The 18,960-nt window shown below is 59.6% G+C and carries 14 protein-coding genes and 1 pseudogene; 2 read left to right on the top strand and 13 right to left on the bottom strand.

What is annotated here, in order from left to right:
- Positions 1-2: 2 nt before the first annotated feature.
- The 4 genes from dnaJ to lepA form a co-directional block, all read right to left on the bottom strand.
- Positions 3-1,112: a molecular chaperone DnaJ gene (gene dnaJ / locus M1617_06165; GenBank protein MCL5887857.1), complete on the bottom strand. Its 1,110-nt coding sequence runs from the start codon at positions 1,110-1,112 to the stop codon at positions 3-5.
- A 58-nt stretch (positions 1,113-1,170) separates the two neighbouring features.
- On the bottom strand, positions 1,171-2,193 hold the full coding sequence (hrcA, locus tag M1617_06160; GenBank protein MCL5887856.1) for a heat-inducible transcriptional repressor HrcA: 1,023 nt from the start codon (positions 2,191-2,193) through the stop codon (positions 1,171-1,173).
- Between the two features lie 127 nt (positions 2,194-2,320).
- Positions 2,321-3,493 (bottom strand): radical SAM family heme chaperone HemW, encoded by a 1,173-nt coding sequence (gene hemW, locus M1617_06155; protein MCL5887855.1) that lies wholly within the window; start codon positions 3,491-3,493, stop codon positions 2,321-2,323.
- Complete coding sequence (gene lepA / locus M1617_06150) at positions 3,490-5,292, bottom strand: translation elongation factor 4 (GenBank protein ID MCL5887854.1); 1,803 nt, start codon at positions 5,290-5,292, stop codon at positions 3,490-3,492. The genes hemW and lepA overlap by 4 nt, the downstream gene beginning before the upstream one ends.
- 180 nt (positions 5,293-5,472) lie before the next feature.
- Between lepA and rpsT the strand changes: the two genes are divergently transcribed.
- Positions 5,473-5,736 carry a 30S ribosomal protein S20 gene (gene rpsT / locus M1617_06145; GenBank protein ID MCL5887853.1) on the top strand — a complete coding sequence of 88 codons (264 nt, stop codon included), beginning with the start codon at positions 5,473-5,475 and terminating at the stop codon, positions 5,734-5,736.
- Positions 5,737-5,760: 24 nt separating this feature from the next.
- Here rpsT and holA read toward each other — a convergent pair whose 3' ends face one another.
- The 7 genes and pseudogenes from holA to M1617_06110 all read right to left on the bottom strand — a co-directional run bounded on the left by holA (position 5,761) and on the right by M1617_06110 (position 14,591).
- Complete coding sequence (holA, locus tag M1617_06140) at positions 5,761-6,750, bottom strand: DNA polymerase III subunit delta (protein ID MCL5887852.1); 990 nt, start codon at positions 6,748-6,750, stop codon at positions 5,761-5,763.
- Between the two features lie 61 nt (positions 6,751-6,811).
- A complete protein-coding gene (locus M1617_06135) occupies positions 6,812-9,151 on the bottom strand; it encodes a DNA internalization-related competence protein ComEC/Rec2 (protein ID MCL5887851.1) in 2,340 nt (779 codons plus the stop codon).
- 4 nt (positions 9,152-9,155) lie between these two features.
- The gene (locus tag M1617_06130) at positions 9,156-9,848 is read right to left on the bottom strand and encodes a helix-hairpin-helix domain-containing protein (GenBank protein MCL5887850.1); all 693 of its coding nucleotides are present in this window, start codon (positions 9,846-9,848) and stop codon (positions 9,156-9,158) included.
- A gap of 168 nt (positions 9,849-10,016) precedes the next feature.
- Positions 10,017-12,554 (bottom strand): leucine--tRNA ligase, encoded by a 2,538-nt coding sequence (leuS, locus tag M1617_06125; GenBank protein ID MCL5887849.1) that lies wholly within the window; start codon positions 12,552-12,554, stop codon positions 10,017-10,019.
- A 74-nt stretch (positions 12,555-12,628) separates the two neighbouring features.
- Positions 12,629-12,991 (bottom strand): hypothetical protein, encoded by a 363-nt coding sequence (locus tag M1617_06120; GenBank protein MCL5887848.1) that lies wholly within the window; start codon positions 12,989-12,991, stop codon positions 12,629-12,631.
- Between the two features lie 32 nt (positions 12,992-13,023).
- Positions 13,024-13,392, bottom strand: a pseudogene (locus tag M1617_06115) (class I tRNA ligase family protein).
- A 74-nt stretch (positions 13,393-13,466) separates the two neighbouring features.
- Positions 13,467-14,591, bottom strand: a complete 1,125-nt coding sequence (locus tag M1617_06110) for a PASTA domain-containing protein (GenBank protein MCL5887847.1) — start codon at positions 14,589-14,591, stop codon at positions 13,467-13,469.
- 176 nt (positions 14,592-14,767) lie between these two features.
- Here M1617_06110 and M1617_06105 point away from each other — a divergent pair, with 176 nt between their 5' ends.
- Positions 14,768-16,036: an ammonia-forming cytochrome c nitrite reductase subunit c552 gene (locus M1617_06105; protein MCL5887846.1), complete on the top strand. Its 1,269-nt coding sequence runs from the start codon at positions 14,768-14,770 to the stop codon at positions 16,034-16,036.
- A 432-nt stretch (positions 16,037-16,468) separates the two neighbouring features.
- Here M1617_06105 and glpX read toward each other — a convergent pair whose 3' ends face one another.
- Positions 16,469-17,434 carry a class II fructose-bisphosphatase gene (gene glpX / locus M1617_06100; protein ID MCL5887845.1) on the bottom strand — a complete coding sequence of 322 codons (966 nt, stop codon included), beginning with the start codon at positions 17,432-17,434 and terminating at the stop codon, positions 16,469-16,471.
- A gap of 31 nt (positions 17,435-17,465) precedes the next feature.
- On the bottom strand, positions 17,466-18,830 hold the full coding sequence (locus M1617_06095) for an antitermination protein NusB (GenBank protein ID MCL5887844.1): 1,365 nt from the start codon (positions 18,828-18,830) through the stop codon (positions 17,466-17,468).
- Between the last annotated feature and the right edge of the window lie 130 nt (positions 18,831-18,960).

The following is an 18,960-nucleotide window of genomic DNA, read 5'->3' as shown; positions in this document are numbered from 1 at the left end:
CGTCAGCCGGTGATCCACTTGTGGAGCTTTTGGAGCGTGGACCGCCGGTCAGGATCGCCGAGTGTCTCGCCCAGCTCTGCGAGCAGCTCCTTCTGGCGCTTGCTCAACTTGCGGGGAACCTCAACGGCAATGTGCACGATGAGGTCTCCTCGGCCGGAGCCACGCAGTCGAGGCATACCTTTGCCGCGAACCCGGATGTTGTCCCCGTGCTGGGCGCCTGCGGCTATCGCGACCTCCACCTCGGAGTCGATGCCCTTGACCGGCAAGTCCGAGCCAAGGGCCGCCTGGGATATCGACAGCGAGACCCTGCAGTGCAGGTCGTCTCCCTGACGATGCAAGAACTCGTGAGGCGCGATCCGCACGTTGACGAGCAGGTCGCCGGAGGCGGCTCCACGGATGCCGGCTTCGCCTCGACCACGCATCCTTATCTGCATGCCTTCGTCGATACCGGCCGGTATGTCGATATCCACGTGGTCGCGGTCGGGGACCCGGCCCTGCCCGGCGCACTCCTCGCAGGCATTCGCGATCACGTCACCGCTGCCAGCGCAGGTGGCACACGGGGTCGACGTAGTCATCGTGCCCAGGAACGTCTGACGATAGCTCTGCCTCTGACCGGTTCCATTGCAGTCGGCGCAACTCTGCACCCCGCTGCCGTCAGCACTTCCCGAGGCGGAGCACTCATCGCACTCGACCATGCGGTTCAAAACGACCTGTTTGACCGCCCCAGCGGCCGCCTCCTCCAAGGTGATGTCGAGAGTCACAGCGATGTCCCGGCCTTCGGTCCTGCTGCGTCTCGACCCGGCCGCACCTCCGAAGAATGCGCTGAAGAGGTCCTCCATTCCGAACCCGCCGAAGATGTCTCCTAGATCCGGACCGCCCGCCATCCGCGGGTCGACAGTCCCATACTGGTCGTACATCGCCTTCTTCTGTGGGTCCGAAAGGACGTCGTAAGCCTCATTGACCTCCTTGAAGCGCTCCTCAGCGTCTGGTTCAGTGCACACATCGGGATGCGTTTCGCGTGCTTTGCGGCGGAAAGCCTTCTTTATTTCGGTTTCGCACGCATCGCGCGACACACCCAGACACTCGTAGTAGTCCTTCGTTCCCGTCTTCACCTGTGCTGAATTCCTCTCATCGATTCCACTTGACGCGCACTTTCGCGGGCCGCTGCCTTCATCCGAGCTTGGTCGTCAGATCGTTGGCCGCCACCCGGACCGCTGCGATCGAACGTTGATAGTCCATTCGTTTGGGGCCGATGACACCGACGACTCCATCGACCCGCGAAGCGCCATAGGTGGTCATGACCATGCTCATCACGTCGAGCTCCCGACGCGTATTCTCGTTCCCGATCCGCACTACGATGCCGCGATCACTCATGACCTCAGCGAGCGTATCAAGCATGGCGATTCCGTCCTCGAGCAAGCCAAGCAGCGGTCTGAGGCGGGCACTTTCGGCGAAATCAGGTAGCGATGCCAGCTCCCCGATGCCTACGTGATGCACCCTGTCGCGCTCGCTCTCCTCGACGACGGCAAGCACCTCCTCGAAGATCCTCCTGGTCAGGCCACCATCGAGACTCTCTGGGACAGCAAGGCGGGTCGTTGCTCTGGCCTCATCGAGGGTGTTTCCGGCAAGCGAATCACTCGCCCACTGTTGCACGCCGGACAGGTCGGCCGGACTCACATCCTCTGACGTGATGATGTGGCGGCTTACCACCTTGCCTGACTCGAAGATCAGCAGCAACAAGAGTCGTCGCGCATCCATCAGCACGACATCGACCTTGTGGATCCGCGAGATCTGGATCGGCGACGCAAGCACGACCGCGACGTAGTGCGTCAGATTCGCAAGAGCCGCCGAAGTGGTGGCAATCAACTCCTCGGCGGGCACACCACACTTGCTGGACGGCCGAGAATCATCTCCGTCATGCGGTGCAGGCGTTTCCGCGACGCCGCACTCGACCTCGAGGATTCCGTCAACGAACTGCCGATAGCCGGAGTCGGTGGGTACTCTGCCAGCGCTGATGTGCGGTTGGTGAACGAACCCGCCCTCCTCAAGAGCGGCCAACTCGTTTCTTACAGTCGCCGAACTGCAGCACAGGCCATGTCGGTCAACCAAGTGCTTGGAACCGACTGGCTGACCAGTTGATATGTACTCTTGCACCAGGGCTTTGAGCACCTGGTGGCGTCTACCAGAAAGCATCCTCACTCCATTACTTGCGTGATTGGCACTCCATTATAGCGAGTGCCAGCGATCGGCCAACAGCAATCTTGGGACCACTACGCCCGAGTCGCACTCCGCCGCCCTCACAATAACGATCGCACCGCACTCAACTCGCGTTCCACACCCGTGAGAACACCTCATTGCCGAGAAGCCAGCCGCGGCGTGTGGTACGCACCCGCGGGCCATCCTCGGCATCGAAGGACTCCAGAAGCCCCACTGACTTGAGCTCGTCAAGCACCGAAGCCAGCCCCGCACGCGCAAAGCAGTCGGCCGCAACCCCTTCAGTCAACCGAAGGCCCATCATCAGGTCCTCACGAGCGGCCTCTTGCTGGTCCAGCGACTCGATTTCCGGCAGCTCCCCATGCAGCCATGCCTCTACCGAAGCTGCCTGGCAATATCTGACCCGCGCAATCTCGCCGCCGGCTTCGGCGCCGAGCATACCGGTGTGCAAGGCAGTCGGTGAATCGAGCATCCCGCAGGCGGAGGGCCCCAACCCCAGGTACTGGCGGGCTTGCCAGTACGCAAGGTTGTGCACCGACTCTCGACCCGGAAATGCGTAGTTTGCAACCTCGTAGCGGCCCAATCCGCATGCGGCAAGGTATTCCTCCGCGATCAGCATTTGATTCGCTGCAGAATCAGGGTCGCAGGCGTCGTGGCCTTCTCCCCCGACCAGTGAGCGTCCTGCCTCCAGGGTCAGTGGATAGACCGAGATATGGCCGGCCCCGCTGCCCACGGCTCGCTCAAGCGAGTGAGCCCATCCATCGTCTGTGAGTCCCGGCACCCCGCAAATCAGGTCGAGCGAGAGCTCGAGGCCGCATTGCTCGATCGCAGCAGCCATCTGTAGGGCGGTTTCGGCACGGTGAATCCTGCCCAAGCGGCGCAAGGTTGCCGGATCGAACGATTGCACCCCTAGGCTGATCCTCGTGACTCCTACCGATGCCATATCCGCGATGAATGCGGTTTCCAGCGAATCCGGATTGGCCTCGACGGTGATCTCGGCGTCTTCGGCAAGCGGCAGCACCTCACGGGCCCGCCGAACCAGCTCGGGGAGCCGCTCAGCCAGCAGTGTAGGCGTCCCGCCACCGAAGTAGATGCTTTGCACCTGACCAGGCAAGCCAGCAGAACCCCAAAGGGCGAGATCGAGCTCGAGTCTTGCGCCTACAGCATCGAGCAGATCCTCATCGGCTCTAGCTACGGAGAAAAAGTCGCAATAACTGCACTTGGAGCGGCAGAACGGGACGTGCACATAAACATGAGGCGGCAGCTCGGGGCCACTCACTCATCCACCTTGAGTATGGCCATGAATGCTTCCTGGGGAACTTCAACGTTGCCGACGTGCTTCATCCGCTTCTTGCCCTTCTTCTGCTTCTCCAGCAGCTTGCGTTTCCGAGTGATGTCACCACCGTAGCACTTAGCCAAGACATCCTTGCGTTTGGCGCGGACCGTTTCGCGGGCTAATATCCGTCCTCCGATTGCAGCTTGGATGGGAACCTCAAACATCTGCCGAGGAATGATGTCGAGCAACTTCTCGGTGAGAACCTTGCCTCGGGCATAAGCCTTGTCCTTGTGGACTATGAACGAGAGTGCATCCACGACCTTGCCAGCCAAAAGGATATCGAGCTTCACCAGCGCACCCGGGGCGTACCCCGAAACCTCGTAGTCAAGCGAGGCGTAGCCTTTGGTTCGGCTCTTGAGCTGGTCGAAGAAGTCCATGATCAACTCCGAGAGCGGCATCTCGTAGTGCATGTCCACGGTGGTCTTGGACAGGTACTGCATGTCCTTGAAGGTCGCGCGGCGACTTTCGGCGAGCTCCATCACCGCCCCGACGTATTCCGGCGGGACGATGACCTGGACCTTGAGATATGGCTCCTCGATCGACTCGATCGCACCCGGCTCCGGCATGTCCTGGGGTGAGTGGATCTCAAGTGTCTTGCCCGCAGTCGTCGTTACCCGATAGGCAACGCTTGGGGCTGTCGCCAACAAATCGAGGTCGAACTCGCGCTCAAGACGCTCTTTGACGACCTCCATATGAAGCAGCCCGAGGAACCCTACACGAAAGCCGAAGCCCAAAGCGTGACTGTTCTCCGGCTCGAAAACTAGAGCAGGATCGTTGAGCTGCAGCTTCTCAAGAGCATCGCGAAGGCTGGGATACTGGTCTCCGTCTATCGGGAAAAGCCCGGTATACACCATGGGTTTGACCTCGCGATAGCCAGGCAGGGGGTCAGTCGCTCCGTGCTTAGCCAGAGTGATCGTGTCGCCGACCTTGACCTGGGAGGGATCCTTCAGTCCCGTGACGATGTAACCCACCTCACCAGGGCTCAGAACAGCAACTGGCATATTGGCGGGACGCCGCACACCGACCTCTTCGACCTCAGTGACTGCTCCGGTCGCCATGTAACGCACCTTCATGTTCCTACGGATCTCACCGTCGACGATCCTTACCAATGCCACGACCCCTCTGTAGGTGTCGAAGTAAGAGTCGAAGATCAGGGCTTTGAGTGGTGCCTCCCTGTTTCCCCGAGGCGGAGGTATGCGCTGGACAACGGCTTCTAATGCATCAACGATGCCCTCGCCGGTTTTTCCGCTCGTCAGGACAGCCTCGTCTGCCGGAATCGCCAGTCCTTCTTCGATCTCGTAGCGAACACGCTCCGGGTCGGCAGCAGGAAGATCGATCTTATTGATGACGGGGATTATCTCCAGCTCAGCGCTCATGGCCATGAGCGCATTGGCCACTGTCTGTGCCTCGACGCCCTGAGCAGCATCAACGACCAGAAGCACTCCCTCGCACGCTTGCAGCGAACGTGAGACCTCATAGGTGAAATCCACATGCCCTGGCGTGTCGATAAGGTTGAGTTGGTACGTGTGACCATCCTTGGCATCGTAGGTGACGCGTACAGCCTGGGCTTTGATGGTGATTCCACGCTCGCGCTCAATGTCCATCGAGTCGAGCACTTGTTCGACCATATCCCGGTCAGCCACGGTATGGGTAAACTCGAGCACTCGATCGGCAAGCGTCGATTTGCCGTGGTCGATGTGCGCGATGATAGAGAAGTTTCGGATATACTGTGGATTGCTCATAAGGCACGATTCTAACAGGGCAGGCTGCAAGCGGCGCAACCAATTTCGGGACATGCGTCACTCTTTACTCGTATGACGCCTAGAATCCGGTCGACTGTTGTGATAACATCGCCAGGTTCGTCCGCATCATCGTACCTGTAGGGCGAACCGAAAACGATAATTACCGAAGGGATCTTTCAAGTGGCAAACATCAAGAGTCAGAAGAAGCGGATAATAACCAGCGAGAAGGCCAGACTTCGCAACAAGGCCGTCAAGTCAGAGGTCAAGACTGCGATTAAGAAGGTTGACGCTGCGATCGCTGCAAAAGACATGGACACGGCTAAGACTGCCGCCAGCCAGGCAGCTAGATTGCTGGATCGTGCCGCAAGCAAGGGCGTAATCCACAAGAACCAGGCTGCCAACCGCAAGTCTGGAATCTCCAAGAGAGTGAACGGCGGCGAGTAGAACTCCGTCGCTACCCTATGGCGATCAGCGGCTTTGCGGACAGACTTCGCAGATCCAGCGCTCGTAAGCGAGCCGGGCATCCCGGCTCGTTTTCATTTCCAGCTCAGTTGACGCAAGCAACCTGAGGGCAGACACTAGCTCCTCGGAGGTATACTTTCCGGCTTGCGTAATTAATCGCTTGGCCTGCCAAGCCTGCAGCCCCCCGCCAATCGCTCGCGCCACACCCTCGGGGCCACGCGCTCCGTCAACACGATCAATGACTGCCTTCACAGAGATCAGCGTCCGGATATGTCGCGAGGTCATCGCATGGACTCCGTGTATCGACTCTCCTGATCCTAGCAATCTAGCAAGGAGCGAAAGTGCTCCCCTTACATTCCGATCACCGATGGCTTCTAGGAGTTCGAAGATCGAGGGTGGGGCTGTCTGCGTGACTACCTGCTCGACATCTTTGCGCGAGAGAGTAATCCGATCGCCTGTATAGGCGATGACCTTCCCGATTTCCGTATCGATGTGACGCAGGTCGTAACCAACGGCACTGACAAAGAGTTCCGCGGCTTCGATCCCCATCTTCTTGCCACGTTCCGCAAACATCTCTACCACGAATTGTGGGAACCTCTGCTTGGAGGGCGGCTTATACTCAGCAACACCACCCAGGGCGTCAACGGCCTTGTAAACCCGAAGATTCTTCGCAATCTTCTTGAACACCAGGACCAGAGTGGACATGGCGTTGGGGTTCTTCGCGTAATCCGCCAGGCTACCTAGCTCTGCGGTAGACAATTTGTCGGCTCTGCGTACGATGACCAAACGCCGTTCTGCCATGAACGGCAGAATATTCGCAGAGCTCAGTATCGTGTCTACGGAGGCGTCTTCCCCGTCGAGGATATCGATGTCGAATTCAGACCCCCCTGAATCGGAGATCCGTTTTACCAATCGGTCGAGCGCGCGCTGCAACAACAGTTCCTGCTCGCCATAGATGAGATAAACGGGCTTGAGCTCATTGACCTTCGAGGGCATGAATCATTACTCCTGACTTCACACTGTTGCGATGTTTGGCGAAACTATTCTCGCACAGTGCCTACTTACCTTGTATTCCTGCCTTGCCGGTATTGAGACAGAATGTCACATCTCCATCGCGATCGGTCCTCGAAATCCTGACACCGGCCTCGCGCAACAGACTCAGAGTCGACGCGGTAGGATGCCCGAACCTATTGTCGGACCCGACGCTGATCACTGCAAGCGATGGCTGCAAGAACTCCACCACTTCATCGGATAGCGCCTCGTCGCTTCCATGATGTGGAACCTTCACCACACAAACTGGCTCCAACGCTCCTTCCGCCAGAAGCGTGCCCAGCGGGCCAGACTCGGCATCACCGGTAAGCAGCAGGGACCGATTTCCCCCGGCGAAACGAATTATCACACTCGAGTCATTGACCTCCTCTCCTCGCCACTCCGCTGGTGGCCACAGAACGTCGCCCACCAGTGCACCAACCCGCAAGGTCTGCCCGCTCGATACCTCCTCCACCTGTGCGCGCAACCTGTTCGCTATACCAGGCAGCCACTCAAAGTCGGCCTTATCGGCAGTACTAGGAACCAATATGCGCTCGACGCCAACCACGCCAACTAGTCCCTCGAGGCCACCGTAGTGGTCTAAGTGGTCATGCGTGATGATAGCCGCATCTAGTGTGCGCACTCCGTGTCTGGCAACTGCCTTTCTGAGGACTTTGGGGCACTCGCCAGCATCAATCAATACGCTGCTGTCACCGCAAACAAGAAGGATGGCATCTCCTTGTCCGACATCCAGAAAGATCGCCCGCGAAGCCGACGGGCTCACGGGCGCTGTCACCCACATCACAGCCCCCGCCAGCAAGGCAGTAATCGCCAAACGGGCGACACGACCGTCCTTGGGCTTCGGCCACCAACACCAAACGATTACTGAGATGAGTCCCAGCCCCGACCCGATTGCCGCGGCCGACCCGTGTAAAGCGATCGCAGCATACGGCAAGGCTGCTAGCCATGCGGCCATATCTACTGAAATAGACATCGGGACAGTGGCAGCCTGAAGTATGAAGGTCCCTGTCGGGGAGTGGACCAAGTAGAGAGCGCCGCCAACAAGGCCCAGACCAAGGCTAGCGGTGACCAAAGGAAGTGCAAGAACATTAGCGATGGGACCGATCAGTGAGAGCATGTTGAAGACTGGAACGATGACGGGGACTGTCGTGACTTGCGCAACGACGGATGACGCCAAGCCCGATGTTATCCACTCTGGAAGTCTTGGAGCCGCCGCCCTGGCCCATTCGGCCGCCAAAGTGCCGAAGATGATCAGTCCAGCGACTGCGACCACAGACAGTGTCAATCCAATCGAAAACGCCCATGAGGGACGGAACAACAATAGTCCGATCACCCCGAGTGACAGTGCACTCAAAGAATCACCCCGTCGGCCAACGAGGGGTGCCATCCCAGAGATGACGCTCATGACGAAATATCTCACGGCTGAAGACTGTGCACCACTTAGCCCTACGTATGCCGCACAAACAACAAGAACTACCAGCGCTGCAGATCTCCTCGGAACCCCGACCGCACGCATCCCCAGGCTCATCAAGTACGCGACAATGACGAGATGTCCGCCTGACACTGCAATGAGATGCGAGAGTCCAGTGGTCCGGAAGTTCTCCTCGGCTATCGAACCACGCAGTCGGGTCTGATCGCCGAGGAGCATCCCCTGAAGCAGCATCGCACCATCACCCGGGATCCGATTGATACCGTCGTAGAGGCGCTGCCGTGTCGATGCCATCGACCCGACCAAGGTCGAGGCATAGGGGCCCATCTCGACCCAATAGACGCGCAGCCTGCCTGCTTCGCCCCGACGATGGGCCTTGCGAGCCCACTCATCGCGAGATGAAGCACTCTGAAAGCTGCCCCGAACCTCAACACGCTGACCGGCCCTCGGAACTGTAGCGTCGCTAGGCCAACTCACCGCCACTTTGGAGCCTTTGAGGTTCCCGTCTTCGAGCGACATGCGAACCGTGACCCGGCCCTCGTTAGAGGTCGGATCCTCCGAAACGACCCCGCTGATTTCGATAGCACCTCGCTCCTTGAGGTTCTCTCGAGCCTGATCTACATCACCCCAGTACAATCCCCCGGATACCAGTCCTGCGGTCAACCCGATGACAGCCAGACCGACTCCCCATTGTCGCCGACCGCCGAGCAACACAGACACCAGGATCGCTGCAACAATCGCAACGCAGGCTATCCACCACACCTCTTCTCGGATCACGCTGGCGCCATTCCAGGCGAAGTGTTCGGCCAAAACCACACCGAACCACTGACACCCCGCCCCCCACGCCAGCACCGGTATGGACGGTCTGACTGCTCCGCCGGTCGCATCCTCTTGCTCGATGTCGAGCGGTAGGGTCACTGAGTCACCTAACGGAGATCATCTCTTTGAGCGAATCAAATCGTTTCTGTCCGATTCCCGAGACCCGCATCAAGTCCTCAGGACTACCGAATGGCCCATTGGCCTCACGATCAGCGACTATCCTCTCCGAGATCGACGGACCGATCCCTGGTAGCGATTGCAGTTCCTCGGCTGTCGCACTGTTCAAGTCGATCACCGCGGGGTCAGAAGAGCCGACGGTTGCACGCCCGCCACTCCCCTGTTGCATTGTGGATGCCTGATCATGGGTCGGAACGAATATCTGCTCCCCGTCGGTCAAAAGACGGGCAAGGTTGATAGCGTCAGTGGAAGCGTTGCCCAAAGGCCCGCCAGCGAGAGATATCGCGTCTTGAACCCTACTTCCAGGGGGACATTCCACAACGCCTGGACGCAAAACAGCACCCGCAACGTGTACAACAAGCGTTGCTTCTACAGCAGCAGACACCGTCTCAGTTGCAGATCCTGGCGAGTTCTCTGGCCGAGCGATATCGGTCACAGGCGCATCTATCGAGAACTCTTGATCGCTGGCCAGTCCCCCTGGCCACCAGCGAAAGAGAGCAAAAACAATCCCGCAGATGAAGATTGCCGCTCCGACATACACGATGTAGCGATTCACATGCGCCAACCCGGCACGTGCGAGCAGTTCGTCGAGGCTTCCTCGGCGAGTAGGATGGTTCACTTACAAGCCCCCTCAGGCGTCACAGGCAGAAGCCTTTGCAGCCGAGGGGAGGCTGAAAATCGGTCAGTCGATCATCGCATTATCGGCGATGCATCCGATTAGACCATGACCATCGAACCAGAACCTTACCTGTGTCTGAACCGAATCCAACCGCAAGACTGAAGGACGCTACCCGCCAGCCATCACTATGCTGACAAGCTTGCGCGGCACCACGACTACCTTCTTGATGACTGCACCCGCGGTCTGGTCTGAAACCGACGACAAGGCGAGCTCCTTGACGGTTTCCTCAGAGGCATCTGCAGACACGCTGATCCTAGCTCTGACCTTGCCGTTCACCTGAACTGCCATTTCGACCGTGTCCGCAACGACCGCGGCTGGATCGAACTCGGGCCACGGCTCGAGGTGAATCGAACCCGTACCGCCGAGGAGCTCCTGCCACATCTCTTCGGCGATGTGCGGAGCATACGAAGCTAGCAGCTTCACGAGCACCTTCGCGACTTCGAGTTGCAATCCGGTGTTACGAGTGTCACCTTCAGACGCGTTGCGGTACTGATACGCCGCATTGGTGAGCTCCATCATCGCAGCGATCGAGGTGTTCAGGGAGAAGCGAGCAACATCATCGGTCACCTTCTGGATGACCCTGTGGATTTCTCGGTACAGCACTGCCTGCGCCTCGCCTGTCACCGTTAGTTGCGACCCGCTGTCGGCGTATTCGGCCGAAATCGCCTCTACCAGACGCCAGACCCTGGCAAGCCAACGATAGATGCCCTCCAGACCCTCGTTGGACCACTCGAGGTCCTTGTCCGGCGGCGCCATGAAGAGAATGTAGAGGCGAAGCGTATCAGCGCCGTAACGGGCGATAATCTCCTCGGGGGCTACTACGTTGCCTCGGGATTTGGACATCGTCTCGCCGTCCTTCTTGACCATCCCCTGAGTCAGAAGGTTGGTGAAGGGCTCGGAGGCCTCGATCAGCCCCATGTCGCGGAAAACCTTGGTGAAGAAGCGCGAATAGAGTAGGTGCAGGATGGCGTGCTCGATCCCACCGATATACTGGTTGACCGGCATCCAGTGAGAAGCCTTCGCACGGTCCCATATCTCGTCTTCGTTGCGAGCATCGCAGTACCTCAGGTAGTACCACGAAGAGCACGTGAACGTGTCCATCGTGTCGGTCTCCCGCCGAGCAGGACCGTCGCACTCCGGGCAAGTGGTCAGGTAGAACTCAGGATGATCCGCAAGCGTCTCGCCCTTGGTGATGTCGACATCAGGCGGCAGGATTACCGGCAGATCCTTCTCGGGAACCGGAACCAGGCCGCACACCGGGCAGTGGATCGCCGGGATAGGGTTGCCCCAGTAGCGCTGCCTAGAGATCAGCCAATCCCTCAGACGGAAGTTGATAGCCCCCTGGCCCTTGCCGTTGGCCTCCAGCCACTCGATGACTTTGCGGACCCCTTCACCGTCCTTCCCGGTAGGGGTACCAGTGAAGTCGTGTGACTGCACCATCACGCCAGACCCATCGTAGGCCGAGTCCCAATCAACATCTTCGACCACCCGCTGGGTTTCGCTCTTCAGGCGCTCGTAAAGCGGATCTTCCACCGAGAGAACCACCGGCGGAATCGGCAGCCCGTAGGTCCGGGCGAACTCGAAATCCCGCTGATCACCACAGGGCACGGCCATCACAGCACCAGTTCCGTAGTCCATGAGGACATAGTCGGCGATCCAGACGGGCACTCTCTCGCCGTTTACGGGATTGATGACGTATCGTCCGGTGAAAGCGCCAAGCTTGGGCCTCTCGGTCATGGAGCGTTCGACTGCGCTTTGGCGAGCTGCTGCCCTTTGAACCTCGACTACAGCCGACTCGAACTCGGTGCCGACGACCATCTGGTGCACCAGTGGATGCTCAGGAGCTAGCAGGAAGAATGTACAACCAAAAAGAGTGTCAGGGCGTGTGGTGAACACCGAGACCGTCTCCCCAGACGGGCTCCCAGTCGCGTCGCACCACTCGAAGTCGACAAGAGCGCCTTGGGAACGCCCGATCCAATTGGCTTGCATCGCCTTGACGCGCTCGGGCCAGCCGGTCAGCGTCTCCAGATCATCGAGCAGCTCCTGCGCGTACTCGGTGATCTTGAGGTACCACTGCTCCAAGTCGCGCTTGACCACGACGGTCTTGCAGCGCCAGCACTCGCCATCGCCCAATACCTGCTCGTTGGCGAGAACGGTCGCACAGTCCGGGCACCAGTTCACAGGTGACATCTTGCGTTCCACAAGCCCGCGGTGCCAAAACTGCAGGAATATCCACTGCCCCCACCGGTAGTAGCTCTGGTCGCACGTCACCACACTGCGGTCCCAGTCGTACGCGAAGCCCATCGCCTCGAAGCTGGCTTTCTGCTTCTCGATGTTCGCATAGGTCCAGGTAGCGGGGTGTGTGTTGCCTTTGATGGCGGCATTCTCGGCAGGTAGTCCGAAGGCATCCCAACCCATCGGGTGCAACACATCGTACCCGCGCATCTTCAGCTGCCGGGCGACGACGTCGCCTATCGTGTAATTGCGAACGTGTCCCATGTGAATGTCGCCGCTGGGATACGGGAACATCTCGAGTACATAGTACTTGGGCTTGCCAGGTTGCTCGATGACCTTGTACAGATCATCCCGCTTCCACGCCTGTTGCCACTTGGGCTCTATGGAACTCGGGTCGTAATCGCGATTCACAGACACTCCTCCAGCCAGCTTATGGTAGTCATCTTGGGATTCTAGCGGAGCAGAACGCGATTAGGAATCGCTTCTCAAAGCCCGCGACCCGGTACGGTGAGCCACTCGCCCACCCCACGGTAGAGCGTGCGCGCAATCGAATCCGCCCACGCAGGATCCGCGAACATCACAGCGTCCTCGGCCACAGCCAGTGACCCAAGAGTGATCCGCATCGCCGGAGCACTCACCGCCGTCGTCACAGGGTCGCCAGGAATCTCGCCTTGGACGTTAGCTTTGCCGTCCTCTGTGAACGCGATTCCGACTCCCCGCGCCAAGGCAATTGCTGAGTCGTAGGTGCCCGGCGCGGAGACCCGATTGACCGCACGGATGTGGACGCCGGGCTCCTCGGCGCGGGTAGTCAAGTCCAGGCCTATGATGGCGGATATAGTGCCGGTCACAACTGCCGAGCGAACCGGCGGCGAGGCGCACTGCGGTCCCAGTCGTACGCGAAGCCCATCGCCTCGAAGCTGGCTTTCTGCTTCTCGATGTTCGCATAGGTCCAGGTAGCGGGGTGTGTGTTGCCTTTGATGGCGGCATTCTCGGCAGGTAGTCCGAAGGCATCCCAACCCATCGGGTGCAACACATCGTACCCGCGCATCTTCAGCTGCCGGGCGACGACGTCGCCTATCGTGTAATTGCGAACGTGTCCCATGTGAATGTCGCCGCTGGGATACGGGAACATCTCGAGTACATAGTACTTGGGCTTGCCAGGTTGCTCGATGACCTTGTACAGATCATCCCGCTTCCACGCCTGTTGCCACTTGGGCTCTATGGAACTCGGGTCGTAATCGCGATTCACAGACACTCCTCCAGCCAGCTTATGGTAGTCATCTTGGGATTCTAGCGGAGCAGAACGCGATTAGGAATCGCTTCTCAAAGCCCGCGACCCGGTACGGTGAGCCACTCGCCCACCCCACGGTAGAGCGTGCGCGCAATCGAATCCGCCCACGCAGGATCCGCGAACATCACAGCGTCCTCGGCCACAGCCAGTGACCCAAGAGTGATCCGCATCGCCGGAGCACTCACCGCCGTCGTCACAGGGTCGCCAGGAATCTCGCCTTGGACGTTAGCTTTGCCGTCCTCTGTGAACGCGATTCCGACTCCCCGCGCCAAGGCAATTGCTGAGTCGTAGGTGCCCGGCGCGGAGACCCGATTGACCGCACGGATGTGGACGCCGGGCTCCTCGGCGCGGGTAGTCAAGTCCAGGCCTATGATGGCGGATATAGTGCCGGTCACAACTGCCGAGCGAACCGGCGGCGAGGCGTCCTGCATCACCATCGAGCGTGTGATGATGACCCTGGCTCCTGCTGCCTCTAGCAGTGAGCCGACCCTTCGGGCGACCTCGAGGGTGGGGTCGGTAACGGCAGCTGTCGGGGAGGCGGCTGCCGAGGCGGGCAGCGGGACCTGGATCGGCGCAGGATCTATGGCGATCACATGTCCAGTCAGATCGAGCGGCAACAAGGCTGAGACGTCCTCTGGTGCAGCAGCAATCTGCACACGAACGAAGTCACCCGTTCGCACGGTTGCTCCAGGCGAGGGAATGGTCGACAAGACCGTGTCCATCGGTGCGTCGGATGGAACTTGCTCCTCGATTATCGTCAGGCCACGTCCCTCAAGTTGTGCCCTCGCCACTGGCAAGGAAAACCCGAAAACATCGGGCATCGTGAACTCCTCGATCCCAGCCGAAAGGCGTAAGGTAACCGCAGTACCTGGGGTGACGGAGACTCCTGCAGTCGGTTCTTGTGACAATACAGTGCCGACTGGCGCGGGGTCGAACACCTGCTCCCCCACCACTGCCTGCAGTTCAAGTAGTGCGAGTCGGGCCTCAGCTTCTCCTTCGGAGACGCCTACAACGTCTGGAACGACAACCCTCTCCAGCTGAGTCGAAACCACGACAGCTGCCACAGTGACGATCGCTATGACAGCCAAAATACCTACAGCGATGTAAACCTGCTTTGGGATCAATGGGGGCCTTACCGGCCGATCCCGCTCGATCATGTGGACTGCCTTTCGGTGTGTAGTGGAGCAATCGGTCAGAGGCAATATTACCACCACAGCCGAGATGGGGCTCGCTGTTCGTGCCGATGACTCCGGAAGTCTGTTTCGTGACTAATGGGAGTTAATGGGTATAATTTCATTAAGTATCGTTATCGATGGAGGAGGTGCAGGGTATTGTGAGCGACGAAGTCAAAGCCAAGAAACCGATTCCCCTCGCAATTGCTTTGATTGTAGGCGCATTGATGCTGGCGCTCGGCTTAGTTGGCTGCGCCCAAGAAGAACCGGCGGTCGAGGAGCCGGCGGTTGAGCTCTCACAGGCAGCATCAGAGTATTGGCAGGATCGCTTCCCAGCCCAGGTAGCGAGTTACCTACGGACCACAGAGATGACCGAAACCGCACACGCCGGATCCGTCCCGTACCAGAAGCTTGACGAGTACCCCTTCATGCGGGCCATGTACCATGGATTCGGATTCTGGTTCGATTTCCGTGAATCGCGTGGTCACCTGTTCGCCGTCGAAGACACTATGATCAGCGGGCGCCCCAAGTTCGGCGGTGTATGTTGGGCCTGTAAATCTGCCGATTATCCAGCATTGGTGGCTGAATATGGTGAGACAGAATTGAACACCATGCTCTGGAGCGAGGCAGCCGACAAGACCACGCATCCCGTCGCATGCATCGATTGTCATGATGCGGAAAGTCCCGACTTTGAGCTGACACTTACCCGCCCCTGGCTGGAGGAGGCCATCGTCGCCCAGGGCAAGACCCTCGAAGACTTCGATATGCGCTCATTGGTGTGCGCCCAGTGCCACTCTGAGTACTACTTCGAGGCCCCCGGGGTTGAGAACCGCATAGTGTTCCCATGGAGTGTCGGGTTCACCGCTGAGGACGCTCTCGCACATGTCGATGCCGAAGGGTTCTCAGACTGGACTCACCCCCGCACCGGTGCCGGAGTGCTCAAGGCACAGCACCCGGAGTTCGAGTTCTACCAGGACAGTATCCATGAGCAGCTTGGCCTTCAGTGCGCTGATTGTCATATGCCCAAGGCGCGGGATGCTGAGAACAACGAGTACACTTCCCACTGGCTGACAAGCCCCCTCTTGACCGTTGAGCCCTCCTGTCTAGGGGAATGCCACGCCGATGGCGATGCGATAATCACTAGAACTGAGGACCTTCAGTCAGAGATCAGGACTGAGGCCAACGCGATCGGTACTGATCTGGAGACTGCGATCAACGCTCTGCGCGACGCTAGGCGCAATCCCGAAGCCGACCAAGCTTTGATTCGCCAAGCGCAAGCGCAGCACCGTCGCGCACAGACCCTGCTTGATTGGATTCTGGTGGAGAACAGCACTGGCTTCCACGACGGTGCTGAGGCCAGGGAAACACTGGCCGGTGCACGTAAGGCCACAGATGAGATGGCCCGCTTGACCCAGGCGTCACTGCAATAGCCACTAAATAGCGTTGCCCTGTTTGAGGACAGGATCCGTCTGCCGCCGGTGCAGGAAGTGCGCCGGCGGCAGACTTCTTGCAATATGTGGCTACCCGGGTATATCCTTATGCGCCATTCGGAGTCAGTATCAGCTATTCGAGCACCTGAGGAGCTAATGATCTATGCCTACTTACGACTTTCGCTGCACGAGCTGTGGCAAGACAGTTGAGATTACGCTCCCAGTCGGGTCTACCCATGACGATCCGTGTTCTCTATGTGATGCTCCCATGAAGAGGGTCTTCACCCCGGTAGGCGTTGTTTTCAAGGGCTCGGGTTTCCACAACACTGACTACAAGAGCAAGCCAAAAGATAAGCCTGCCGTCGCTAGCTGCGATTCGGCAGGCTCGAAAAGTGCCTGCAGTACCTGTCCTGCAAAGTCCGACTAAAGCCGCTAGTCCATTCGGACCCAGAAATGCTCTCCCCCGGTCCGGTAGACGGTCTCGATGAACCTCACCGTGCCGGTCTTGCCGTCCATCGCGATCGAGTGGGTGCGCGACCCTGCGCCGAAGTACTTGACGCCCCGAAGCATCTCGCCGTCGGTGACTCCCGTAGCGATGAACGCTGCCTCGTCGGTGGCTACAAGGCAGTCCATGTCCAAGATCCCGTCGATGTTGCACACCGCCATCTTTTCAGCGCGTTCACGCTCCTCTTGGCTGCGGAATGCGAACCGTCCCATGAAGTTGCCGCCTATGCAGCGCATCGCTGCGGCCGCCAGAACGCCCTCAGGAGCTGCGCCAATCCCTAGGTAGAGATGGATTCCTGTTCCCTGAATAGCGGTAGCGACAGCACCGAACACGTCGCCATCGGAGATCAGCCGGATCCTGGCACCAGCTTGACGGACCTCTGCGATGAGGTCGATGTGGCGGTCCCTGTCCAGTATGCACACCACGATATCCTCTACGGGGCGCTTCAAAGCCTTAGCGACAGCCTGAACGTTCTCAGTCGGTGTGGCGTCAATGTGTACGGCATCCGCTGCCATCGGTCCGACTGCAAGCTTGTTCATATAGGTGTCAGGAGCATGGAGTAGAGACCCTTCGGGGCCGAAAGCAAGCACCGCAAGCGAGTTTGGCTGCCCAAAGGCTGTCAGGTTGGTCCCTTCTAGCGGGTCAACTGCGATATCGATGCGCTCTCCGCCCGCTCCGACCTCCTCGCCGATGAAGAGCATTGGCGCTTCATCACGCTCACCTTCGCCGATAACGATGCGCCCTGATATGTCCAATCCGTTGAATGCGCCGCGCATGGCCTCCACGGCGGCACCATCGGCGGCATGTTTGTCGCCCTTCCCCATCCAACGCCCGGCTGCAAGTGCTGCAGCCTCTGTGACTTCCAGCATCTCCACTATCCGTGTGCTACGCATCGAACCTCCTTATAGAGCCGACCCGCCGAACTTACCTTCGGCGGAGCAAAGCGGCGAAATGACCGTCGAAACCTTCGATCTCGGGAATCGTCTGGAACATCCCTCCACGCATGATCGTATCGCCGAATAAACCCGCAGAGCTGGTCGCCAGGTCCACGACCTCGAAGCCCTCCCCTGCCGAAGAACCCAAAAACCCATCAACGACACCGGTGTTCTCCTCAGGGATCACCGTGCATGTCGAGTACACCACGAAACCGCCGGAGCGGACAAGTCCCGCGCCGCTGGCGAGCAGCTTGGCTCCCAGAGCAGCCATCTCGGCGATTTGGGCGGGTTCCAGTCGCCACCTCTTGTCAGGGTGACGCCTCAGGGTTCCGGTTCCTGTGCACGGTGCGTCGACCAGGACGATGTCTGCGCTGGCCGAGCCTCCCACCGCGGCAGATAGAGCCGCAGGATCGGATGCATCCGCACACGCCGTGGTGACGCGCGGGACGCCCAGCAGCCGCATGCGTTCGGCGATCACGTCGGTCTTGAAGCCATGGATGTCCGTGGCAACGACCTCGATCGAGAATCCCGACCGGGCCGCCGAGAAGTGCATGAGCGCACTCTTGCCGCCCCGGCCAGCTGCGATGTCGATCACGCGCATACGATCGGCAAGCGGCATCATCGCGACCACCGCCTGTGCGGCGGCGTCTGCCACGATGGCGAGTCCTTCGGCGAGTACGCCTGAGCGCAAGACAGCCGAAGCCGAGCCGCAACGTATGCAACCCGCAGGCCCGAAAGACTCAGGGGAAGCCCCCGCCTCCTGGAGTCGCGCAAAGAGGGCCGCCTCGTCGCCCTTGAAGGGATTGTGCGCCAGGTATAGTGGGGCCGGTGCCGTGTGCGCACGCATCATCTGGGAGGCTGCATCCCAACCCAGGTCCTCGGTCAAACGCGTGGCCAGCCAGTATGGGAAGCCGGTCAGTCGGGCGAGCGCTTCGGGGTCGGCATCGGCATCGCCGAAAGGGAACTCGGGCGCCTCCTCGGCGATTCGGCGCAGGACGGCGTTGGCAAGCCCTTTTGCGCGGGGTGCGATCGCTCCGACCATCTCGACTCCCTGGTCGACGGCGACATGCGCAGGTGTGCGTAGGCACAACAACTCGTAGGTCGAGAGCCGCAGCGCATCGAGCACCTTGGGTTCGACGCCGGATGGGCGCTTCAGGTGTTTCGCGAGAACCTCATCGAGGACACCGCCCATCTCGACGGTGCCGTAAGCCAGCCGAGTGGCCAGTGCGGCGTCGCGCTCATCGAGGCGTGAGTCTTCAAGCTCTGCCGAGAGGACCTCGTGTGCCCAAGAGCCACCTCGGCGGACTCGGGCGATGACCCTAAGGGCGACTCGACGAGCCCTAGCCACACTCATGGGATAGGCTCCCACCGCGTGTCATCCGCGAGGCGCAATCCGCAAGCGAAAGCCTTTCCGCACACGGGGGCCTTGCCAGCGGAACACACGAACTCGAGCAGCAGGCCGCCGTCGGCGAACCCGGCCACCA

The organism is Actinomycetota bacterium, assembly GCA_023488435.1.
Lineage (GTDB): Bacteria > Actinomycetota > Coriobacteriia > Anaerosomatales > UBA912 > UBA912.
This window is presented reverse-complemented; position numbering and strand designations above follow the sequence as displayed.